Consider the following 19,207-nt stretch of genomic DNA (forward strand, 5'->3'; position numbering starts at 1 on the left):
TGTTCACTCCTTGTTGGCCTGCATCGCTCAGCGCCGGATCCGGCCGCGCAGCCACTGGGCCGACAGGGCCAGCCCGTGGCGCAGCCCACCCGCGAGGGCGGCGCGGCTGTGGGTCAGCTTGTCTTTCAGAACGGCAGAGAGCGTGGCGGCCTGCTTCACTTCCAACATGAGGGCGCGGCGGCTGGCCTCTGAGGCCTCCAGCTCGGCCTTGAGGGCGCCGATCTCGGCGCGATAGGCTGCGATGCGGGCGTTCTGCCCGGTCTCTGGGCCGCCCGGCGCGGCGCTGTTTTCGCTCTTGCTACTGACCATCCCTTGCCCATTTGCGCTGCGATGGGAAGAAGACTGCCACAGCCAGCGGCGGCGCGCCAAGGACTTTGGATGCGGCCAAAGTCGCATTTCGGGATTTCGCCGCTTTGCGGTAGCCTGCCCGCAAAGGACCAAAAAGCGCGACCATGGCCTCTGTGATCCAAATGTTCCGTCTTGCGCAAGCGTCGGCGTGTCTGGCGCTGCTGCCCGCTGCGCCGGTGCAATCGGCCTGCACCGATGACGCCATGATCGTCTTTGACGGGTCCGGCTCCATGGCGGAGATGGGCTTCAACATGATTGACGAGCCGCGCATCTTCGAGGCGCAGCGGGCCTTGCGCGATGTGATGCCGCGCGTCGCCCCGCACCGGAAGATCGGGCTGATCGTTTACGGACCCAAGCTGGAAGGCGCGCCGCAGGCCTGCGCCGGGGTCGATCTGCGTTTTGGCCCGCGCCCGGATGCAACCGTGCCGGTGCTGGAGGCGATTGATGCCCTTGAGCCGGAAGGGAACACTGCCCTGACCGAAGCGGTGGCGATGGCCGCGAAGGTGCTGAACTTTCGCGACAAGCCCGGCACCATCGTTCTGGTGACGGACGGCAAGGAAACCTGCGGCGGCGCGCCCTGCGCGCTGGCCCGGCAGCTGTTTGCCGAAGGCGAGGCGCTGACCGTGCATGTGATCGGCTACAAGGTGCGCAGCGAGCATTTCCATTGGCCGGGGGAGCGCAGCGAGGGCGAAGAGACGACAGTCAGCGCGGCGCAATGCCTGGCCACGCAAACGGGCGGTGAATATGTCAGCGCCGAGACGGTTGATGATCTGGTTCAGGCGATGAACCGGATGCTGGGGTGCAACGTGTTGTTCTAAGCCGCCAGGCTCTGGCGCCGCCACGCGGTGGCCCGGCGTTCCAGCGCCCCGATCAGGGCGAACTCCACCAGCAGCATGAAGGCAACGAAGCTGAGCGCGTAGGCAAGGACGTAGCCTGTCTCGAAAAGCTGGAAGTAGAGGTGAATCTGAAAACCGATGCCGTTGCTGCGGCCAAGGAACTCGACCACCAGAACGATTTTCCAGATGATCGCCACGCCGTTGCGCATGGCCCCGGCGAGATAGGGCCAGAGTTGCGGCAGGATCACATGGCGCAGCATGGCCCCACGCGAGAGGCCAAAAACCTGCGCCATGTCGCGCAGTTTCGGGTCCAAAGCCTGCACGCCTTCGCGCACGGAGACCGCGACCATGGCGGTTTTGTTGAGGGCAACGGCGGTGATGGCAGCGGTCTCGTTGAGGCCGATCCAGAGGTAACACAGCACGATCACCACCAGCGCCGGGATGTTCAGCAGGACAATGAGCCACGAGGACAGCCAGCGGTTCACACGCGGGGACAGCCCCATGATTCCGCCGATCACGCAGCCCAGCCCCATGGCCAGAGCAAAGGCCAGAACCACGCGGCGCAGCGTTGCGAAGAAATGCTCCGGCAAATCACCGGAACGTGTTTCGCCCATCGCGATGTGCCAGACCTCCGCAGGCCCAGGCAGGATGCTGGGATCATTGCCCAGATGCGCCGCCAGCGCCCACAGAAAAACCAATGCGATCAGAGAGATCACAACCGGTTTTGCGTCTGTTTGCGTCTGTTTCATGCGCTGCACCCTGCCACGTCAGGCCGCCCATGCCAAAACCTATCGCGCCGGTTAAGACCTTGGTCGAATATTGCGCGCGGCCCGGCCCGACATAGGCTCTGCGCCATGACCGCTGTACTTCGCCCGTTCGCCCTGCTTCTGACGTTCTTGACGCTTCTGGCACTGCCCGTTCAGGCGGAGCCGCTGCCGCGTGAGAGCATCGCGCCTTATATCGTGCCGCCCATGAGCCTTGGCGAGCAGCTGAACGACAAGGGTGTCTGGCAGTTGCTGAACTCCGGCGGGGCGGAGGCGGGCTATGTGTTCGAGACCGAACCGATGGCCCCCCTGCCCGGCTTCTCCGGTGCCACGATCAACATGCTGGTGGTGCTGGATCTGGACGGTCGGTTTCTCGACGTTCAGCTGATGTCGCACAACGAGCCGATCTTTGTCTCCGGCCTTCCGGAAAAGCTGTTCTACGACTTTTTCAAGCAGTATCGCGGGCATTCGATTTCCGACAGCCTTGTGGTTGGCTCACCTTATGGCGACGGGGCGGATGGCTCTGCGCTGGTGTATCTCGATGGGGTGACAAAGGGGACGGCCTCGGTGCGGATTGCCCATGAGAGCATTCTGGCCGCTGCCTTGCAGGTGGCGCGCGAGAAGATGAGCGGCGTCGCCACCGGCCCGCCCGCCTTTCCGAAGTTGGATTATGCCGAAGATCTGAGCTGGGACGATCTGGTCGCCCAAGGCATCGTCACGCGCAAGACCGTCACCAACGCGGAGGTCGATACGCTGTTCGCCGGCACGCTTTGGGAAGATGACGATCCCGAGGCCAAGGACGACCCCGAGGGCACTTATCTGGACCTGTGGGTGGTGGACATTGGCGCGCCGTCGATCGCAGAGGCTGTCTTGGGCGAAAGCAGCCTCGAAGAGTTGCAGAACTTCATGGAAATCTCGGACACCGATGAGCCGGTTCTGGTGATCGAGACCGCCCGTCACGGGCTGATCACCGAGGATTTTGTCCGCAACACCGCGCCCGATCTGATCAGCGCGAGCCAGGGCGGCTTTCCCATCGCGTTCCGGGACAGCGATATTTACATCGAGTTGCATGACGATCTGCCCGAAGACCTGCACGACGGCGCGGCGCTGATCCTGCGCACGGATCGGCGGCTCGGGTTTGATCCGTCCTCGGACTGGACGCTGCATGTCAGCGCCCTGCGCGAACACGGGTTCTTTCAACCGCAGATCGGCACGGCGGTGATTGACGTCCCGCATGTGACGCCAGAGCGGTTCTTTGCCCGGCCCGAGGTTCCCAAACCGGTGCCGCCATGGCTCGGCGCGCTCAGGGAGCGGCAGACGGATCTGGTTATCCTCGCGGTGTTCCTGACCGGGCTGTTGGGGGCGCTGAGTTTTGGCATGAACCGGCTGGCGGCCTTGCCCGGGTTCACGCCCGCGCGGCTGGCGGTCCTGGCCTTTGTCACCGGTTTCATCGGTTGGTGGGGACAGGGGCAGCTGTCGATTGCCACGCCCATAGCGGTGGCGCGCACGGCGCTGGATGGCGGGAGCTATGCGTTTTTGCTCTACGATCCGTTTTCGCTGATGATCTGGGCGGTGAGCCTGATCGGCTTCGTGTTCTGGGGACGGGCGCTGTTTTGCGGCTGGCTCTGCCCGTTTGGGGCCTTGCAGGAGTTCGCGCACCATCTGGGCCGCTTCCTGCGCCTGCCGCAGATCGAGCCGAACGCGGTTTGGGACACACGCCTCAAAGGGTTGAAATATGTCGTTCTGGCGGGGTTTGTGGCGCTGCTGTTTACCCGGCCCGAAGCGATCGACACGGCGATCGAAGTGGAGCCGTTCAAGACCGCCATCACTACGTTTTTCATCCGAGAATGGTATTTCGTGGCCTATGCGGTGGGGCTTTTGCTGCTGTCGATGGTGCTGTTCAAAGGCTTCTGCCGCTACCTCTGCCCGCTCGGCGCGGTCATGGCGGTTGGCGGGTTGTTGCGCGGGCGCGACTGGATTGCGCGGCGCACGGAATGCGGCAGCCCGTGCCAGTTGTGCAAGGTGAAATGCAACTACAAAGCCATCGCGCCGAGTGGGAAAGTCCAGTATTCCGAATGCTTTGGCTGTCTCGACTGCGTGACCATCCATGACGATAGCGCGCAGTGCGTGCCGCTGATCCTCGCCGCCAAGGGGCGTTCGTTGAAGGTGCCTGCCGAATGACTGTGACCCGCCGCCGCTTTCTGAGTATTTCCGCCGCTTTTGCCGCTGGCCCTGCATTAGCGCGAGCTGCGCCGCTCCGTTGGGAGGGCTATGCTTTTGGGGCGGAGGTGTCTTTGATTCTGCATGGGCCGGAGGCCCTGACGCGGGCTGTTCTGGATGAGGCGCGCAGCCTGATTGCCGGGATCGAGGCGCGGTTTTCGCTTTTTGATCCGGCATCGGAGTTGTCGCGGTTGAACGCGGCTGGGGCGATCCGGCCTTCGGCGGAGATGGCCGAGCTGCTTGGCCTTGCCGATACCGCGCACCGCCTGACCGGCGGGCTGTTCGATCCGACTGTGCAGCCGCTTTGGGCCGCATTGGCGCGGGGGGAAGGAACGGCGGAGGCGTTGGAGGCGATTGGATGGGCGCGTGTGACGCGCGGGACTAAGCGGGTTTCTCTGGCGCCGGGACAGGCGTTGACCTTCAATGGCATCGCGCAGGGTTATGCCACGGACCGGGTTGCCGAGCTTCTGGCGCGGCACGGCTTTGAGCAGGCGCTGATCAGTATTGGTGAGCATCGCGGGCTGGGCGGGCCGTGGCGGCTGGGTCTTGTGGATCCAGAACACGGGGCTATGGCCCGGCGTACCCTGAACGGAACGGCCATCGCCACCTCCAGCCCGATGGCGACGCCTTTGGGTGAGACCGGACACATTCTGCACCACCAGCGCCGCCCACGCTGGTCGACGGTGTCTGTCGAGGCGCAGAGCGCGGCTTTGGCAGACGCTTTGTCCACCGGGCTGGTGCTGGCGGAGGTGGATGAGATTCGAATGGTGGCGCGCCATGACGCGGTGGTTGGGGTCACGCTGGTTGGCTTTGATGGGGATCTGGTGACGCTGCGGGGGTAAACCTCCGGATTGCAGCGCGCTTTTTGTCACAAAGCCCCCCGGATCGCTTGTCGATCCGGTTCGCGCCCGACCTCGCCCCCCAGGGCGGGTGCGAACCTCTGTTGCGCCAAGCCTATGGCGTTGAACGTCGCCGTCTTTTCTACCGTTCCGGCGCTTGGTGGGTCAGGCCGTAGGACTCGTAGATCGCCGGGATCCGGCCGTCCTGTAGGGCGTAGTTGATGGCGTCGTCCACCGCGTAGGCCAAGGGGCGATAGCGAAAGTTGACGGCGACGCCGAGCGTCCAATCCCCCACTGCAAACCCCGGCAAGGGCGGCTGATGCACGGCGGAGCTGTCCGCAAGCCCGTGCTCCAACTCGCCCAAAGGCCCCATCACAGCTTTGATCTGGCCAGCGTTCAAAGCGGCCATGGCATCCCCGGTGGTGGTAAAGCGGTGGATGTTGTTCAGAAGCTGCCCGCCCGCGAGACCGGACAGGTAGAAATCCGCGATGGAATCGTTCTCCACCCCGACGCTGTCAAACCGGAAATAGGCCGGAACGGGTTTGTCTTCGGGATAGCTCGCCTTGTCATAGGCAATCGCGATGCTCTCGCCCGCGTATTGGCCGGTAAAGACCACCTGCTCCACCCGGCACTTGAAAGCGCTGTCGTAGGGAATGCGCATCATGACATTGGCAATGCGCCCGCCGATCAGCGCGCCTTTCCAGATGTTGAAGCGCAGGTCCGCGTCGAGGTTCTCGCCGGCGGCGACGAAATTGAAACGGGCCTCAACCCCGAGGTCCTGCGCGATGATGCGGGCGATTTCGATGTCGACACCGCGCGGCGCGCCGCCCTCTTCCCAGGAATAAGGCGGAAAATCCTCGTAGACCGCAAAAAGCATATGCCCCTGCTCCATGATCTGATCGAGTTCCTTGCCAACGATGTCGCGCCCGGTGTTCTGCGGCTTGGGCTGGGGGACGTAATCGGCGCAGGGGTCTGCGGCAAAGGCTGGCATCGCCATGCCAAGCGCCAAACAGCCTGCGGTCAGCATCGCGCGAAATCTCATCCCCATTTCTCCCTCTCCTTGAGCCAAAAAGCGCGCCGGGAGGCCCGGCACGCTCTGAAATTTGCTAGGGTCTCCGACGCTTAGTTTGCGGCGGACAGACCAATGGTCAAGACCTCGGCAGCAGACTTGTAAGCCTCGGCGGTGCCGTCGATCAGCTTGGCCGCGCGGTAGGCGACACTGTCGGCAACAGGTGCGCCGGAGGCGGTTTCGATCTGCGAGGAGATCTCTGTCAGGCGGGCCTTGAGCGCATCCGCGTCCGAGCCGCTGGGATCGCTGGCATAGCCTGCCATGGCATCGCGCATGCCCTTGAGTTCATCGGCGTAATCATCCAGGGCGCCTTCGTCCGGGCGGGCCTCGATGTAGGTGCGGATGGCCCAGGCGGCTTCCTGACCGAGCAGTTCGCCAAAGGCGGGCATCTTGGTGATGCCGTTCTGGGTGTAGCCTTCGCGGAAACGCTCGACGTACCATTCGTCGCCGTATTCCTCGGCCTCAAGATACCGCAGATCGGGCGCAAGACCGCCGGAGACCACTTCGAGCCCGTGGCAGCGTGCGCAGTTCTGGTTGTAGCCGGATGCACCGATCTCGATTGCGCGCAGCCATGTGTCCTCGCCGACCTGCTCGGCGCGGTAGGGGTTTTCCGTCAGCCAGTCGCCTTCGATGGCGGGCAGGCCGGTTGTGTCAACCGCCTGCGGGGCAACATCGCCGTGGCTCAACGCCTGCGAGGCAAGCAAGGTCAAAGCGCCGGTGGCAAGCGCGCGGGTCAGGTTCAGGTGTGGCATGGCGAGTCCTCCCATACATGCATCGTGCAGTTGCCATATCCCTAAGGCAGCCCTGCGCCGGGCGGTATTGGACTTTGGTTGGGCAAATCGGGGCGCATCGGCCTTTGCGCCCCAATCTGTGCGACCATGGTCTTATGGGGGGCGTTTCAATCGGTTGTTAACGTCGCTCCATGACACAAATTCGGTCCAAAATTCTGGCAACTCTTTTTGCCACTGCTTTTTCCTTCGGCACTGTCGCGCAGGCTGAGACTGCGCTGACCATCGGTTACTTGCAGATCGAACGGGAGCGCCCGCCGACCCTGTCGAATCTTGACCCGATTCCCGAGGACAACGGCCTTGCGGGCGCGCAGACCGGGCTGGAGGACAACCTGACCACCGGCAAGTTCCTTGGCCAGACATATGAGATGATCACCGAGGTTGTGTATCTGGGCGAGGATCCGGCGCAGACCGCCAAGGCGCTGCTGGAGCAGACGCCCTATCTGGTGCTGGACGCGGATGCGGAAGCGCTGCTGGCGGTTGCGGACCTGCCCGAGGCGCAGGAGGCGCTGATCTTCAACACCGCCGCCGGTGAGCTGGATTTGCGCAGCGCGGCGTGCCGCGCGAATGTGCTGCATACAGCGGCGTCTGATGCCATGCGCACGGATGCACTGGCGCAGGTTCTGGTGAAGAAACGCTGGTCCGATCTGGTGATGATCACCGGCACCCATGCGGCGGATGTCAGCTATGCCGAGGCAATGCGGCGGTCCCTGACGAAATTCGGGCTGAAGCTGAGCGCCGAGAAGAACTGGGTGTTTGACGCGGACATGCGGCGCAATGCGGCGCAGGAAGTGCCTCTGTTTACACAGGATTTCGGCGATTATGACGCGCTGATCGTGGCCGATGAGGTGCACGATTTTGGCCGCTATATCCTTTACAATACATGGGAGGCGCGCCCGGTTGTCGGCTCCGAGGGGCTGACGGCGGTCAATTGGTCACCGGTGATCGAGCAATGGGGCGCGGCGCAGCTGCACTCCCGTTTCGAGGACACGCATGGCCGCGAGATGACGGCGCAGGATTACGCCGCATGGGCCGCCGTGCGCACGCTGGGCGAGGCGATGACCCGCACGGGGGCCGCCGATTTGCCGACGCTACGCGACTATATCCTGTCCGACAAATTCGAGCTGGCTGGTTTCAAAGGCCGTCCGCTGACGTTCCGCGACTGGAATGGCCAGTTGCGCCAGCCCATCGCTATCGCGCATCCTCGCGCGCTGGTCGCCCAGGCCCCTCTTGAGGGGTTCCTGCATCAATTCAACGAGCTCGACAGTCTTGGACTGGACCGCCCCGAAAGCACCTGCGAGGCCTTCAAATGAAACTCCTGACCGCCGCCGCCGCCCTTCTGGCCAGCACATCTCTTGCCAGTGCAGGCGAGATCTGGGTGACCAATGAAAAGGACGACACGGTTTCGGTGATCTCCACCGAAACGCTGGAGGTGATCCAGACCTACGACACCGGCGAGCGTCCGCGCGGCATCCTGTTTTCCAAGGATTTCAGCCGGGTGTATATCTGCGCGTCCGACAGCAATGCGGTGCAGGTCATGGATCCGAACACCGGCAAGATCCTGAACGAATTGCCGTCCGGCGACGACCCGGAGCAGTTCGTGCTGCACCCCAATGACCGGCATCTTTACATCGCCAACGAGGACGACGCGATCACCACGGTGGTGGATACCGAGACGCGCAAGGTGATTGCCCAGATCGACGTAGGCGTGGAGCCGGAGGGGATGGCTGTCTCGCCCGATGGCAAGATCGCCATCACCACGTCCGAGACCACCAATATGGCGCATTGGATCGACACGGAGACGCAGAAGCTCTTTGCCAACACGCTTGTTGACAGCCGCCCGCGCCATGCGGAGTTCGTCAAGGAAGGCTCCGAGATGTGGGTCAGCTCGGAGATTGGCGGCACGGTGACCGTGTTTGACCGGGAGACACAGGCCGAGAAGGGCAAGATTTCCTTTGAGGTTCAGGGGGTTCACCCGGACCGTGTGCAACCTGTGGGCTTTGAATTCAGCGCCGGGGACACCCATGCCTTTGTTGCGCTTGGGCCGTCGAACCATGTCGCCGTTGTGAATGCGGAAACCTATGAGGTTGAGGAATACATTCTTGTGGGCCGCCGCGTCTGGCACATGGATTTCAACGAGGACCGCTCGATGCTCTTCACCACCAACGGTGTGTCGGGCGATGTGACCGTGATCGACGTGGCCAGCCGCAAGGCCATCAAGACGATCAAGGTCGGGCGTTTCCCCTGGGGCGCGGCCTACCGTCCGACGCCGGGCTGATCCGCAGCGCATAGACCAAGATCCAGGCCGTCAAAGCCTGACGACAACACGCGCAATTCCGGAAACCGTGGGAACCGGTTTTTAGACCGGAGTTGCGACCAATCAAGAATGGGAGGACACACCATGCCACTTCGTACGACGCTTGCCCTTATGGCGGCCTTTGCGCTCGCCGCCCCGACCGCAGGCTTTGCGGATGATGACGACGCGGGCTTTGGCGCTGCAGGTCTGCTGTCGGGCAAAAACAAAGAGGACTTGCCGCCGGTGATCCTCTCGGCCGGTGAGCCGATTTCGCCGACGGGGCCGTGGACGTTGAAGTCCGGCACCTACTATGAATTCGAGATTCAGGGGGACGGAAGCCAGGAGCTGACGCTGGTTGGCCCGGAGTTCTTCCGCGCGATCTGGATCGACGAGATTGTGGTGGAAGGGCTGGAAATCCGCCCGCTGGGCCTCGATTCCATCGAATTTGACGAGGCCGGAGAGATGGAAGTGGGTTTCGTCGCGATCAAGCCCGGGCGATACTACATCAAGATCCCCGGCACCACGGGCGAAACCCAAAGGCTTGATATCACTATCGAATGAGTGGATTGCGCGTCGAAAATCTGAGCTACCGCTACGGCCCCAAAACCGCGCTGGATGACGTTTCGTTCCGCGTGGAGGCAGGACAGTTTTGTGTCCTGCTGGGGCCAAACGGGGCGGGTAAATCGACGCTTTTCAGCCTTCTAACCCGGCTCTTGGTTCCCCCCGAAGGCCGGGTTTTCATTGCCGGGTACGAGCTTGGGCGCAGCCCGCGTGCGGCGCTGGCCCGGCTTGGCATCGTTTTCCAACAAAGCACGCTCGATCTCGATCTGACGGTGGCGCAGAACCTGCGCTATTTCGCGGCGCTGCATGGGTTGTCCGGGCGCGCGGCGCGCATGCGGATCGATGCGGCGCTCGATCAGCTGGATATGCGGGAGCGCGCGGGCGAGAAGACGCGCGCTCTGAACGGTGGGCATCGGCGGCGGGCGGAGCTGGCGCGAGCGCTGATCCATGACCCGGAGGTCTTGCTGCTGGATGAGCCGACCGTAGGGCTGGACGCGGCGGCCCGGCGCTCGATCACGAACCATGCGCACGGGTTGACCGAGAGTGGCAAGACGGTTCTCTGGGCCACGCATCTGACCGACGAGGTCTATCCGGGCGACCGGCTGGTGATCCTGCATCAGGCCCGCATTCTGGCGGAAGGCGGGGCGGCGGAAATTGCCGGGGATATGCCTTTGGCCGAGCGGTTCCTGACAATGACGGGTGCCGACGCATGAGGCTGTACTGGACATCGCTTTGGGCCATCCTCGCGCGGGAGGCTCTGCGTTTTGTGCAGCAAAGAGAACGCTTTGTTGCCGCTTTGGTGCGCCCGCTGATCTGGCTTCTGGTCTTTGCCGCCGGGTTTCGCGCGGCGCTGGGGCTGAGCATCAGCCCCCCGTATCAAACCTACATCACCTATGAGACCTATATCGTGCCGGGGCTGTGCGGGATGATCCTGCTTTTCAATGGCATGCAATCCTCGCTCAGTCTGGTCTATGACCGCGAGATGGGCTCGATGAAGCTTTTGCTCACCGCCCCCCTGCCGCGTGGCTGGGTGCTGTTTTGCAAGCTGCTCGGCTCCACGGCGATCTCGGTGTTGCAGGTCTATGCCTTCCTCGGGGTGGCGGCGCTGTTTGACATCACCAGCCCCGGCTGGGGCTATGTCACGGTCTTGCCCGCGCTGATCGTCTGCGGCTTGATGCTCGGGGCGCTGGGGCTTTTGCTCTCAAGCTTTGTCAGGCGGCTCGAGAATTTCTCGGGGGTGATGAACTTCGTCATCTTCCCGATGTTTTTCCTCTCCTCGGCGCTCTATCCGCTGTGGAAGATGGCGGAAAGCTCCCGGCTGTTGCACGACATTTGCGCCGTGAACCCGTTTACACAGGCGGTGGAGCTGATCCGCTTTGCGCTTTATGTCGAGGTGAACTGGGCCGCCCTGGGCTGGTCCGTTCTGGCGCTGGCCGTGTTTATGGCTGCGGCGCTGGTTGGTTATGATCCGGCGCGGGGGCGTCAGAGATAATCTGCGCAGGCTTGCCGCCAAGGGTGACGATGCGCGTGGCGAGCCTTTCCGCTTCGGAGGCGGCGTGGGTGACGAGGATTGTCGTCACGGAGCGTCCCGCACGCAGACGCTCGAAGAGGGTCATCATCTCATCCGCCAGATCGGGATCGAGCGAGACAAAAGGCTCGTCCATCAACAGAAGATCCGGTTTGACCGCAAAGGCACGGGCGAGTGCGAGCCTGCGTTCCTGACCAAGTGAAAGCTGGCCGGGGTAGTCCTCGCCGCGACCGGCAAGGCCCACGTCCGCGAGCCATCGGTTGGCCTCATCGGGGCTTACACCGGCGGTGAGGCAGATGTTCTGCGTCAGGCTGCGCCAAGGCAGCAGGGTGGGTTCCTGGAAGACCATGGCCACGCGGCCCTGAAGGTGGCAGTGGCCGGGGAAGCCCGCCTCAAGCCCCGCGATGATCCGCAAGAGCGTGGTCTTGCCAATGCCGGAGGGGCCGGTCAGGGCGACGGTCTCGCCCGGCTCCACAGCTAAGCAAACGCCCCCAAGGATGTCCTCGGAGGCGCGCTGAAAGCGCTCGATGCGAAGGTCGAGCAAGGGGGGGATGTCAGCATCATGAGACATCTAAAGCAACTCGAAGCTGGGACTTAAGTGCGACGCTGGTTCGCGCCCGGCCTCGAGGGCGGGCCATGCCATTGGCACCGCCATCCCTTCAAAGCATCCACGTTGCAACCCACTGCACTGTACCGACACTTCGCGCCCGCCCTGGGGGGCGAGGCCGGGCGCGAACCGGATCGCAAGCGATCCGGATAACCGACTACGCGTTGCCCAATTCGGATCAAAAGGTTGACTAGCTGCCGGGCTGGACAAAGGTGCCCTCCGGCAGGTCCGTGGCGTCGCCCATCAGGTCAGAGCCGCCAAGCTCGACCATCAGCGCCAGCATCTTGGCGGCGGCGGTCTCATCGACCGGGCCGGGGGCGGGAATGCCAGCGCGGAAACCGGCCTTGAGCGCGGCGAACTGCGCGTCGGTCTTGGCGTTCATGCGCGGGCGCAGGCGGTCCCATTCGGCGTCGTCAGCAGCCAAAATCTCCTTGGCTCCGCGCGAGGCGGCGGCGAGGCCGTCCACCAGAGCCGGGTTGTCGCGCAGCATCTCGCCTTTGACCACATAGCCCAGAAGCGGCGTGTTCGGGTCCAGCCCGAGCGCGGTGGCCGCATCGGAGACGTCGACCAGTTTGCGCATGCCTGCCGCTTCCATCTTGGCAAGGAAATGCCAGAAGTTGATGGCGGCGCCGACCTCACCCGAGAGGGCCGATTTGAAGATCAGCGGCGGAGCACCGAAGACCTGCTCGGTCTCGGCCTTGAGATCGACACCGGCGGTTTTGGCGGCGTAAGCCTGCAGGATCAGCCAGCTTTTGTCCAAAGGCCCGCCCGCGATGCCCACCTTGACGCCCTTGAGGTCCGCAAGGCCTTGCGCCGGGCTGTCCGCGGGGACCATGACGCTGCCGACGGCCTTGGAATAGGGGATGAAGACATAATCCTTGCCCGCCGCGCGTTGCCGCGCGACCCAGAGCCAGTCAGAGACGATGACATCCGTCTCGCCGCCCTGAAAAGCGACCTTGGCCGCAGAGCCGCCCGCGACGCCCTGCACGTCCAGATCAAAGCCATTTGCCGTGTCCAGACCGTGATGCTTGATCACGTCCAGCTCCCAATTGACGGTGCCGAATTTCAGCACCGAGGCGCGCAAGGTTGGAGCCTCGGCAAAGGCCGCGACGGTGGTTGTTGCCAGCGCCAGAGCTGCGCCGAAGACTGTGTTCATGAGACTCATGGAATCCTCCCTGCCATGGGTTTCCCTCACATTACCAGCCGAAAAAGCAGCCGATATACGACCAATGGACAGGGGCGCGCGGACCTTCCGTTGACGTGGATCAAGATGGGCAACCGGGGCGTTTTGGTATCGTGAGCCTGCGTCCCGCAGTGAAGGAGAAAACCCATGCGTGCCCTCTCTACTCTAGCCGCCGCCTGCCTGATGGCTGGCCCCGCCTTGGCCGATACGTTCGAGGAGGTGAAGGTCACGGCTGGCAAGACCCTCTATGACGGGGAATGTCGGCGTTGCCATGCTGTCGAGCCGACCGATGCGTCTTATGGCCCGCCGCTTGAGAACATCCTGTACCGCGCCGCGGGCAGCTATGAGGGGTATGATTACTCCATCGCCCTGGAGGCCTCCGGCATCGTCTGGACCCCGGCCGCGCTGCGCGCCTGGATGGAAGACAACGCCGGGTTCATGCCCGGCACCAAGATGCGGCACGTGGGGATCGCGGACCGGACGGTTCAGGACTTCATCCTCGCCTACCTGACGTCGATCTCGACGCAGGACAACAAGGCGATTGACCAGTAGGTCCGCCCTGGAGCGGCTCTGAACACGGGCCGCTCGCCCGTTCTGGTCAGCGAATGACCAGCTGCGGCAGCCAGTGGCTTTCGGGATCGCTTTGGTGCAGGTCCTTGTCCCTGAGCGGGCGCAGGTTGCCGGCCTCCGGCGGCACGCCAAGCTGGTCCAGATCAACCTCGTGCAGGGTGCCGACAAGCGTGCCCGCCTGCTCTTCGAGCCGGTAGTAGACCCCGTTCCAGAGGTTGATGCCGTAGTCGTTCGCGCCTTTCCAGACGAACAGGAAGTCATACTCCAGATCCGTCAGATCCTTCGAAATGTCGCGCCGGATCTCATAGGGATATGGCAGATGACACCAGTGTTTGTCCGGGCCAGCGATGCAGCGAAACGGCCGCATCGACAGGAAATGATCGGAAAACGGAGCCTCTGCCATGGTCACGCTGTAGCGGCCATCCTCGGCGATTTCGACCGTGGCGATGCGGGTTTCCTCGCCGCTGCCGGTCAGCAGGATCACGTCGCGCGGGGCGGCGGTGCCGGCCGCGCCAAGGCAGGCCAGAAGCGCTGCGGTGGACCAAAGTCGCAGATGAAGCATGGCATTCTCCCTGAAACCGCAGCCTAGCCGGAGGCCCCCCGAGTCGCTTTGAGACCATAGTCCTATGCGGTTTGGTCAAGAGCCTTAGGGTCGTACGACCATTGTGCAATACCTCCCTTTGGGGATTGAAATGATACTGCTGCCACCGCGTTGCGCCGTCCGGGAGATGACGGCTTGGCTTATGCATAAGCAACGGGAAGGAGAGGACATGAACACATTCGTAACCGCAGCGGTGGCAGCGGTCTTTGCCACAGCCGCCATGACGGCGGCCCACGCTAACCCCGTTACCGAAGACATGCTGGCCAATGACGCCGCAAGCACCGGCGACGTTCTGACCAACGGCATGGGACGTCATTTGCAGCGCTATTCGCCGCTCGACATCCTGAACAAGGACAACGTCCAGAACCTCGTTCCGGCCTGGGCCTTCAGCCTTGGCGGCGAGAAGCAGCGCGGCCAGGAAACCCAGCCGATCGTGCACGATGGCGTTATGTACATCACCGGCTCCTACAGCCGGATGTTTGCCATTGACGTGAAGACCGGCGAAGAACTGTGGCAGTACGATGCCCGTCTGCCCGAGGGCATTCTGCCCTGCTGTGACGTGGTGAACCGCGGCGCGGCGATCTATGGCGACAACATCTATTTCGGCACGCTGGATGCCCGGATCGTTGCTCTGAACGCCAAGACCGGTGACACGGTCTGGAACAAGAAAATCGCCGACTACAAGGCCGGCTACAGCTACACGGCAGCGCCGCTGATCGTGAACGGCCTCGTCATCACCGGCAACTCCGGCGGCGAGTTCGGCATTGTCGGCGCGGTTCAGGCCCGTGACGCCGAAACCGGTGAGCTGGTCTGGGATCGTCCGGTGATCGAAGGTCACATGGGCATGCTGAACGGCGAAGAAAGCACCATGACCGGTACGCTCAACGCCACATGGCCGGGCGACATGTGGAAGACTGGCGGCGGCGCGACATGGCTCGGCGGCAGCTACGATTCCGACACGGATACGCTGGTCTTTGGTGCAGGCAACCCGGCCCCGTGGAACAGCTGGCTGCGCAACGCAGGTCAGATGAACGATGGCACCGGCGATAACCTGTATGCCGCATCCCGCATCGGCATTGATCCGGCAACCGGCGAGATCAAGTGGCACTTCCAGACCACGCCGCGCGAAGGCTGGGACTATGACGGTGTGAACGAGGTCGTGGCCTACACAGACCGCGACGGCAACAAGCGCTATGCCACCGCCGACCGCAACGGCTACTTCTACGTTCTGAACCGCGAAGACGGCGCCTTTGTTTCGGCAACGCCTTTCGTCAAGGATATCTCCTGGGCCAATGGCATCGACGAGAACGGTCGTCCGATCTTCAATGAGGAAAACCGTCCCGGCGATCCGGCCGCAGCAGCCGATGGCAAGAAAGGTGAGGTCATCTTTGCCTCGCCGTCCTTCCTTGGCGGCAAGAACTGGATGCCGATGGCCTTCAGCCAGAACACCGGCAACTTCTACATCCCGTCCAACGAATGGGGCATGGATATCTGGAACGAGCCGATTTCCTACAAGAAGGGTGCGGCCTATCTTGGTGCGGGCTTTACCATCAAGCCCAACTACGAAGACCACATCGGCAGCCTGAAAGCGATTGACCCGGACACGGGCGAGCTCAAGTGGGAGTACAAGAACGACGCGCCGCTTTGGGCGGGTGTCATGACCACCGCGGGTGGCCTTGTCTTCACCGGCACGCCCGAGGGCCGCTTCATCGCCTTTGACGACGCAACGGGCGAAGAGCTTTGGTCCTTCCAGACCGGCTCCGGCATCGTGGGTCAGCCTGTGACCTGGGAGCAGGATGGTGAGCAGTATGTCACCGTCATCTCCGGCTGGGGCGGCGCGGTTCCGCTCTGGGGCGGCGAAGTGGCGAAGAAGGTGAACTACCTGAACCAGGGTGGCATGCTCTGGACCTTCCGCCTGCCGAAGCAGATGGCCTCGTCCAACTGATCTTCACACTTTCCAAGGAACGCCCCTGCGCATTGCGCGGGGGCGTTTTTCTTTGTCTCGGCCTTTGCGGCCTTACTTCAGCAAGTCCAAGGCGGCACTGGTGGACACGGTGCCCGCTTCGGCCATGGCCTTGGCGATGCGGTCAATGTCGGCCCCTTGCGCACCCGCCGCGATGGCGATGTTACGGGCGTGGAGGGCCATATGGCCGCGTTGGATGCCTTCTGTCGAGAGCGCACGCAGGGCGGCCATGTTCTGGGCCAGACCCACAGCGGCGATGACTTCCGCCAGTTCAGAGGCAGAGGTGATGCGCATGAGATCGAGCGCTTCCTTGGCCGCCGGATGTGTCCTGGTCGCGCCGCCGACGATGCCGACGGGCATGGGCAATTCGATGGAGCCAATCAGAGCGCCGTCTTTGTCCCGCTCCCAGCGGGTGAGCGAGGTGTAACGCCCCGTGCGGGCGGCGAAAGCGTGAGCGCCGGCCTCGACCGCACGCCAATCGTTGCCGGTGGCGAGCACAACCGGGTCGATGCCGTTCATGATGCCTTTGTTGTGGGTCGCGGCGCGGTATGGGTCGATCTCCGCCAAAGTGCAGGCCTCGACGATGCCGTTCGCCACGCGGTCTCCCTCGAAGTCCGTGGTGGCAAGGCTGTCAGCGCTGAGTTTGGCATAGACCGAAACGGTGCGCCGATCCGCGAGATTGGAGAGGATACGCAGGCGCACATCGCTGCCGGTGATGTCCGAGACAAAAGGCGCGAGGGTTTCGGCCATGGTGTTGACCGCATTCGCACCCATGGCGTCCCGCACATCCACCAACAGATGCAGGACAACCATGTGCCCGATCCGGGTGTTTTCGAAGATGTGGACCTCTATGCCGATGCAACCGCCGCCCAGATCGACAAGCACCCTGTCGGTCTCATTAGCGCGTTTGATGATCTCCTCTTCAGCTTGAAGCAGCCTGTGGCGGGTGCCGTGCGGATCATCCATGCCCAAAAGCTGGATCTGCGCGCGCATGACGGGGCGGCTGGCCTTGGCACGAAAGCCGCCGTTTTCGCGCACGAGTTTGGCCATGAAGGAGGCGGCGGCGACAACCGATGGTTCCTCGACGGCCATGGGGATGAGGTAATCCTTGCCGTTCACCTGAAAGTTGGTGGCGACGCCGAGTGGCAGATCAAAGGTGCCGATGACGTTTTCGATCATGCCATCGGCTGTTTCGATCGGGAGCGTCGCTTGGTTTGTCAGCGTGGGGAAAGCGTTTTCCGTGCCGGTTGCGTTGCGGATTTCAGACTGGCGCTCGCCCGGTGTGAGACTGCGCAGGCCGGAGAGTTTTGATGTGTAGGATGTCATGACGCGCTCCTTTTCTGCCGCCACTGTTCCTGACCGGTTTTGGTATAGCAAGAGGCCTAGAAGGTGCCCCACGTCAGGTCGAACTTGGCGAGGTACTTGCGCAGGCGGTCGGCGTCGTTGCGGGAGGTGCGTTGCCCGCGTGAGACGGCAAACAGACGCCGCCCGGCCTCGCTCAGGCTGGTGGAGGTCTGGCAGGTGCGGATGACCTCGGCCAGTTGCACCTGGTCAAAGGGATCAAGCGACGGGGCAGCGGGGCCGAGGGTATCGGCGATGAGTTTGGCGTCGGCGTTGGCCTCTGCGCTGGCCCAATCGGCGCGCAGGGTTTCGATCTCCGTCTCGACCATGGCGCGGGTGATGCGGCCACGGGGCGCAAGGGTGCAGAGGCGGCGAATGGAGCCGCCAAAATCGCGGAAATTGCCGGGCCAGCGCGTGGCCGGGTCTTTGGCAAAGCGCAGGTAGCGGTCGCGGGCGTCCGTGTTGAAGCCGGTTTGAACACCCAGTTCGCGCTCGGCCTTGGCGAGTTCAAAGGCGAGGTTGACCTCGATGTCTTGCGTGCGTTCGCGCAGGGCGGGCAGCCGGAAACTCCACATGTTGAGCCGCGCGAGAAGGTCCGGGCGGAAATGGCCTTCTGCGGACAGACGGCGGAGGTCCTGCCCCGCCCCTGCGATCACGTGAAAGCGGCTGGAGACCTCGTGATCGGCGCCGATGGGATAAAACCGCCCCGTCTCGATGGCGTGCAGCAGGACCGATTGCGCGTTGAGGTCAAGCGCGTCGATCTCATCAAGGAACAGCGTCCCCCCGTCCGCCTCGCGCAGAAGGCCGGTGCGTTCGGTGCCGGGCAGACCGGTGTGGCTGCGCCTTTGGCCGAACAGAACAGCCATGGCGTCCGGCCCGTTCAGCGTCGCGCAGTTGACATGGACCATGCGGCCTTTGACCCGGCGGCGGTCGAGTTTGAGGTTGTGGATGCGGTCGGCCAATTCGGTTTTGCCGGTGCCAGTCTCACCAAGCAGCAGGATCGGCGCATCGGATTTGCTCGCCACCAGTTCGATGCGGTCGATGAGGGCGTTGTAGGCCGGGTTGCGCGTCTCGATCCCGCCTTTGAGCTGGTCCGAGTATTCGCGGGACAGCTGGTCAAAACGCTGTTGCAGCGCGTTGTAACGGGACAGGTCGAGGTCGATCACGTCGAGCGTGCCGATCTCCGCCTCGCCGCGCGGCGGGCCGGTCTGGATCAGGCGGGCGGGGACGTGGCGGCTTTCGGTGAGCAGGAACCAGCAGATTTGCGCGACGTGTGTGCCGGTGGTCAGGTGGACGTGATACCGCTCGCGATCCTCGTCAAAACCATAGGTGCGCGCGAAGTCGAAAAGCTTGCCATAGACCTCCTGAAAATCCCACGGATCGTTCAGATCGAATTGATGCAGGAGGACTTCGGTGTCGGGCGAGACGATCCGGAGTTCCTGCGCGGTGCCGTGGGCGAGACGGCTGAATTTCTGATCGTAAAGCAGTTCGAGGCGGTCTACCGGGAAGCCGTCCTGCTCGACAAGGCTGCGAGTCGGCTTCCAACGGCGCTTTCTGCCCGCATCTAGCTGCGTTCCGAGGAAGCCGATGACGACGTTTCTCATATCTTTATCCAAAACGATAATTGCCGATCTATTTGGATCGTACTCGGATCATCGCCACATCGCAATTCCTGATTTTTCAAAACAAATTC

At 63.1% G+C, this 19,207-nt stretch carries 19 protein-coding genes; 10 read left to right on the plus strand and 9 right to left on the minus strand.

The genetic code is table 11. The features are described 5' to 3' along the window. Positions 1-27: 27 nt before the first annotated feature. Complete coding sequence (locus E4662_RS03960) at positions 28-309, minus strand: hypothetical protein (RefSeq protein ID WP_136439943.1); 282 nt, start codon at positions 307-309, stop codon at positions 28-30. Between the two features lie 143 nt (positions 310-452). Between E4662_RS03960 and E4662_RS03965 the strand changes: the two genes are divergently transcribed. Next, on the plus strand, positions 453-1,166 hold the full coding sequence (locus E4662_RS03965; protein WP_240705110.1) for a vWA domain-containing protein: 714 nt from the start codon (positions 453-455) through the stop codon (positions 1,164-1,166). Here the strand turns inward: E4662_RS03965 and E4662_RS03970 are convergent. Then, positions 1,163-1,933 (minus strand): ABC transporter permease, encoded by a 771-nt coding sequence (locus E4662_RS03970; RefSeq protein ID WP_136439944.1) that lies wholly within the window; start codon positions 1,931-1,933, stop codon positions 1,163-1,165. The two genes, E4662_RS03965 and E4662_RS03970, sit on opposite strands and share 4 nt — an antisense overlap. Positions 1,934-2,038: 105 nt before the next feature. Between E4662_RS03970 and E4662_RS03975 the strand changes: the two genes are divergently transcribed. Next, positions 2,039-4,129, plus strand: coding sequence for a 4Fe-4S binding protein (locus tag E4662_RS03975; RefSeq protein WP_136439945.1), 2,091 nt, complete (start codon positions 2,039-2,041; stop codon positions 4,127-4,129). 107 nt (positions 4,130-4,236) lie between these two features. Continuing rightward, entirely contained in the window at positions 4,237-5,010 is a 774-nt protein-coding gene (locus E4662_RS03980) for an FAD:protein FMN transferase (RefSeq protein ID WP_240705111.1), read from the plus strand. A 139-nt stretch (positions 5,011-5,149) separates the two neighbouring features. On the opposite strand, the gene E4662_RS03985 is transcribed toward E4662_RS03980, so the two are convergent. Both E4662_RS03985 and pedF read right to left on the minus strand, forming a co-directional pair. Then, on the minus strand, positions 5,150-6,055 hold the full coding sequence (locus E4662_RS03985) for a substrate-binding periplasmic protein (RefSeq protein ID WP_240705112.1): 906 nt from the start codon (positions 6,053-6,055) through the stop codon (positions 5,150-5,152). Between the two features lie 74 nt (positions 6,056-6,129). Continuing rightward, positions 6,130-6,828: a cytochrome c-550 PedF gene (gene pedF, locus E4662_RS03990; protein WP_136439947.1), complete on the minus strand. Its 699-nt coding sequence runs from the start codon at positions 6,826-6,828 to the stop codon at positions 6,130-6,132. A gap of 170 nt (positions 6,829-6,998) precedes the next feature. Between pedF and E4662_RS03995 the strand changes: the two genes are divergently transcribed. From E4662_RS03995 to E4662_RS04015, 5 genes are all read left to right on the plus strand, one after another. Continuing rightward, positions 6,999-8,177, plus strand: coding sequence for an ABC transporter substrate-binding protein (locus tag E4662_RS03995; protein WP_136439948.1), 1,179 nt, complete (start codon positions 6,999-7,001; stop codon positions 8,175-8,177). Beyond that, positions 8,174-9,142 (plus strand): YVTN family beta-propeller repeat protein, encoded by a 969-nt coding sequence (locus tag E4662_RS04000; RefSeq protein ID WP_136439949.1) that lies wholly within the window; start codon positions 8,174-8,176, stop codon positions 9,140-9,142. Before E4662_RS03995 ends, E4662_RS04000 begins: the two co-directional genes overlap by 4 nt. Before the next feature lie 123 nt (positions 9,143-9,265). After that, entirely contained in the window at positions 9,266-9,721 is a 456-nt protein-coding gene (locus E4662_RS04005; RefSeq protein ID WP_136439950.1) for a hypothetical protein, read from the plus strand. Then, positions 9,718-10,434 (plus strand): ABC transporter ATP-binding protein, encoded by a 717-nt coding sequence (locus tag E4662_RS04010; protein ID WP_136439951.1) that lies wholly within the window; start codon positions 9,718-9,720, stop codon positions 10,432-10,434. Before E4662_RS04005 ends, E4662_RS04010 begins: the two co-directional genes overlap by 4 nt. Beyond that, positions 10,431-11,213 (plus strand): ABC transporter permease, encoded by a 783-nt coding sequence (locus E4662_RS04015; protein WP_136439952.1) that lies wholly within the window; start codon positions 10,431-10,433, stop codon positions 11,211-11,213. The genes E4662_RS04010 and E4662_RS04015 overlap by 4 nt, the downstream gene beginning before the upstream one ends. On the opposite strand, the gene E4662_RS04020 is transcribed toward E4662_RS04015, so the two are convergent. Beyond that, the gene (locus tag E4662_RS04020) at positions 11,161-11,820 is read right to left on the minus strand and encodes an ABC transporter ATP-binding protein (RefSeq protein WP_136439953.1); all 660 of its coding nucleotides are present in this window, start codon (positions 11,818-11,820) and stop codon (positions 11,161-11,163) included. The two genes, E4662_RS04015 and E4662_RS04020, sit on opposite strands and share 53 nt — an antisense overlap. 226 nt (positions 11,821-12,046) lie before the next feature. Further along, positions 12,047-13,012 (minus strand): ABC transporter substrate-binding protein, encoded by a 966-nt coding sequence (locus tag E4662_RS04025; protein ID WP_206080254.1) that lies wholly within the window; start codon positions 13,010-13,012, stop codon positions 12,047-12,049. 174 nt (positions 13,013-13,186) lie between these two features. Between E4662_RS04025 and E4662_RS04030 the strand changes: the two genes are divergently transcribed. Continuing rightward, positions 13,187-13,591, plus strand: coding sequence for a c-type cytochrome (locus tag E4662_RS04030; protein WP_136439955.1), 405 nt, complete (start codon positions 13,187-13,189; stop codon positions 13,589-13,591). 46 nt (positions 13,592-13,637) lie between these two features. On the opposite strand, the gene E4662_RS04035 is transcribed toward E4662_RS04030, so the two are convergent. Beyond that, positions 13,638-14,171: a hypothetical protein gene (locus E4662_RS04035; RefSeq protein WP_136439956.1), complete on the minus strand. Its 534-nt coding sequence runs from the start codon at positions 14,169-14,171 to the stop codon at positions 13,638-13,640. Between the two features lie 208 nt (positions 14,172-14,379). Between E4662_RS04035 and E4662_RS04040 the strand changes: the two genes are divergently transcribed. Beyond that, positions 14,380-16,155, plus strand: coding sequence for a PQQ-dependent methanol/ethanol family dehydrogenase (locus E4662_RS04040; RefSeq protein WP_136439957.1), 1,776 nt, complete (start codon positions 14,380-14,382; stop codon positions 16,153-16,155). A 72-nt stretch (positions 16,156-16,227) separates the two neighbouring features. Here E4662_RS04040 and E4662_RS04045 read toward each other — a convergent pair whose 3' ends face one another. Both E4662_RS04045 and rtcR read right to left on the minus strand, forming a co-directional pair. Then, positions 16,228-17,499, minus strand: a complete 1,272-nt coding sequence (locus E4662_RS04045; RefSeq protein ID WP_136439958.1) for a hydroxymethylglutaryl-CoA reductase, degradative — start codon at positions 17,497-17,499, stop codon at positions 16,228-16,230. 56 nt (positions 17,500-17,555) lie between these two features. Further along, positions 17,556-19,118, minus strand: a complete 1,563-nt coding sequence (rtcR, locus tag E4662_RS04050) for an RNA repair transcriptional activator RtcR (protein WP_136439959.1) — start codon at positions 19,116-19,118, stop codon at positions 17,556-17,558. Positions 19,119-19,207: the final 89 nt, after the last annotated feature.

This window comes from Pacificoceanicola onchidii (assembly GCF_004804335.1).
GTDB classification, from domain to species: domain Bacteria; phylum Pseudomonadota; class Alphaproteobacteria; order Rhodobacterales; family Rhodobacteraceae; genus Pacificoceanicola; species Pacificoceanicola onchidii.

Bases quoted from the DNA above. Each gene is read 5' to 3' on its own strand.
- E4662_RS03960 (WP_136439943.1), bottom strand. From the start codon at position 309: ATGGTCAGTAGCAAGAGCGAAAACAGCGCCGCGCCGGGCGGCCCAGAG.
- E4662_RS03965 (WP_240705110.1), top strand. From the start codon at position 453: ATGGCCTCTGTGATCCAAATGTTCCGTCTTGCGCAAGCGTCGGCGTGT.
- E4662_RS03970 (WP_136439944.1), bottom strand. From the start codon at position 1,933: ATGAAACAGACGCAAACAGACGCAAAACCGGTTGTGATCTCTCTGATC.
- E4662_RS03975 (WP_136439945.1), top strand. From the start codon at position 2,039: ATGACCGCTGTACTTCGCCCGTTCGCCCTGCTTCTGACGTTCTTGACG.
- E4662_RS03985 (WP_240705112.1), bottom strand. From the start codon at position 6,055: ATGGGGATGAGATTTCGCGCGATGCTGACCGCAGGCTGTTTGGCGCTT.
- pedF (WP_136439947.1), bottom strand. From the start codon at position 6,828: ATGCCACACCTGAACCTGACCCGCGCGCTTGCCACCGGCGCTTTGACC.
- E4662_RS03995 (WP_136439948.1), top strand. From the start codon at position 6,999: ATGACACAAATTCGGTCCAAAATTCTGGCAACTCTTTTTGCCACTGCT.
- E4662_RS04000 (WP_136439949.1), top strand. From the start codon at position 8,174: ATGAAACTCCTGACCGCCGCCGCCGCCCTTCTGGCCAGCACATCTCTT.
- E4662_RS04005 (WP_136439950.1), top strand. From the start codon at position 9,266: ATGCCACTTCGTACGACGCTTGCCCTTATGGCGGCCTTTGCGCTCGCC.
- E4662_RS04010 (WP_136439951.1), top strand. From the start codon at position 9,718: ATGAGTGGATTGCGCGTCGAAAATCTGAGCTACCGCTACGGCCCCAAA.
- E4662_RS04015 (WP_136439952.1), top strand. From the start codon at position 10,431: ATGAGGCTGTACTGGACATCGCTTTGGGCCATCCTCGCGCGGGAGGCT.
- E4662_RS04020 (WP_136439953.1), bottom strand. From the start codon at position 11,820: ATGTCTCATGATGCTGACATCCCCCCCTTGCTCGACCTTCGCATCGAG.
- E4662_RS04025 (WP_206080254.1), bottom strand. From the start codon at position 13,012: ATGAACACAGTCTTCGGCGCAGCTCTGGCGCTGGCAACAACCACCGTC.
- E4662_RS04030 (WP_136439955.1), top strand. From the start codon at position 13,187: ATGCGTGCCCTCTCTACTCTAGCCGCCGCCTGCCTGATGGCTGGCCCC.
- E4662_RS04035 (WP_136439956.1), bottom strand. From the start codon at position 14,171: ATGCTTCATCTGCGACTTTGGTCCACCGCAGCGCTTCTGGCCTGCCTT.
- E4662_RS04040 (WP_136439957.1), top strand. From the start codon at position 14,380: ATGAACACATTCGTAACCGCAGCGGTGGCAGCGGTCTTTGCCACAGCC.
- E4662_RS04045 (WP_136439958.1), bottom strand. From the start codon at position 17,499: ATGACATCCTACACATCAAAACTCTCCGGCCTGCGCAGTCTCACACCG.
- rtcR (WP_136439959.1), bottom strand. From the start codon at position 19,118: ATGAGAAACGTCGTCATCGGCTTCCTCGGAACGCAGCTAGATGCGGGC.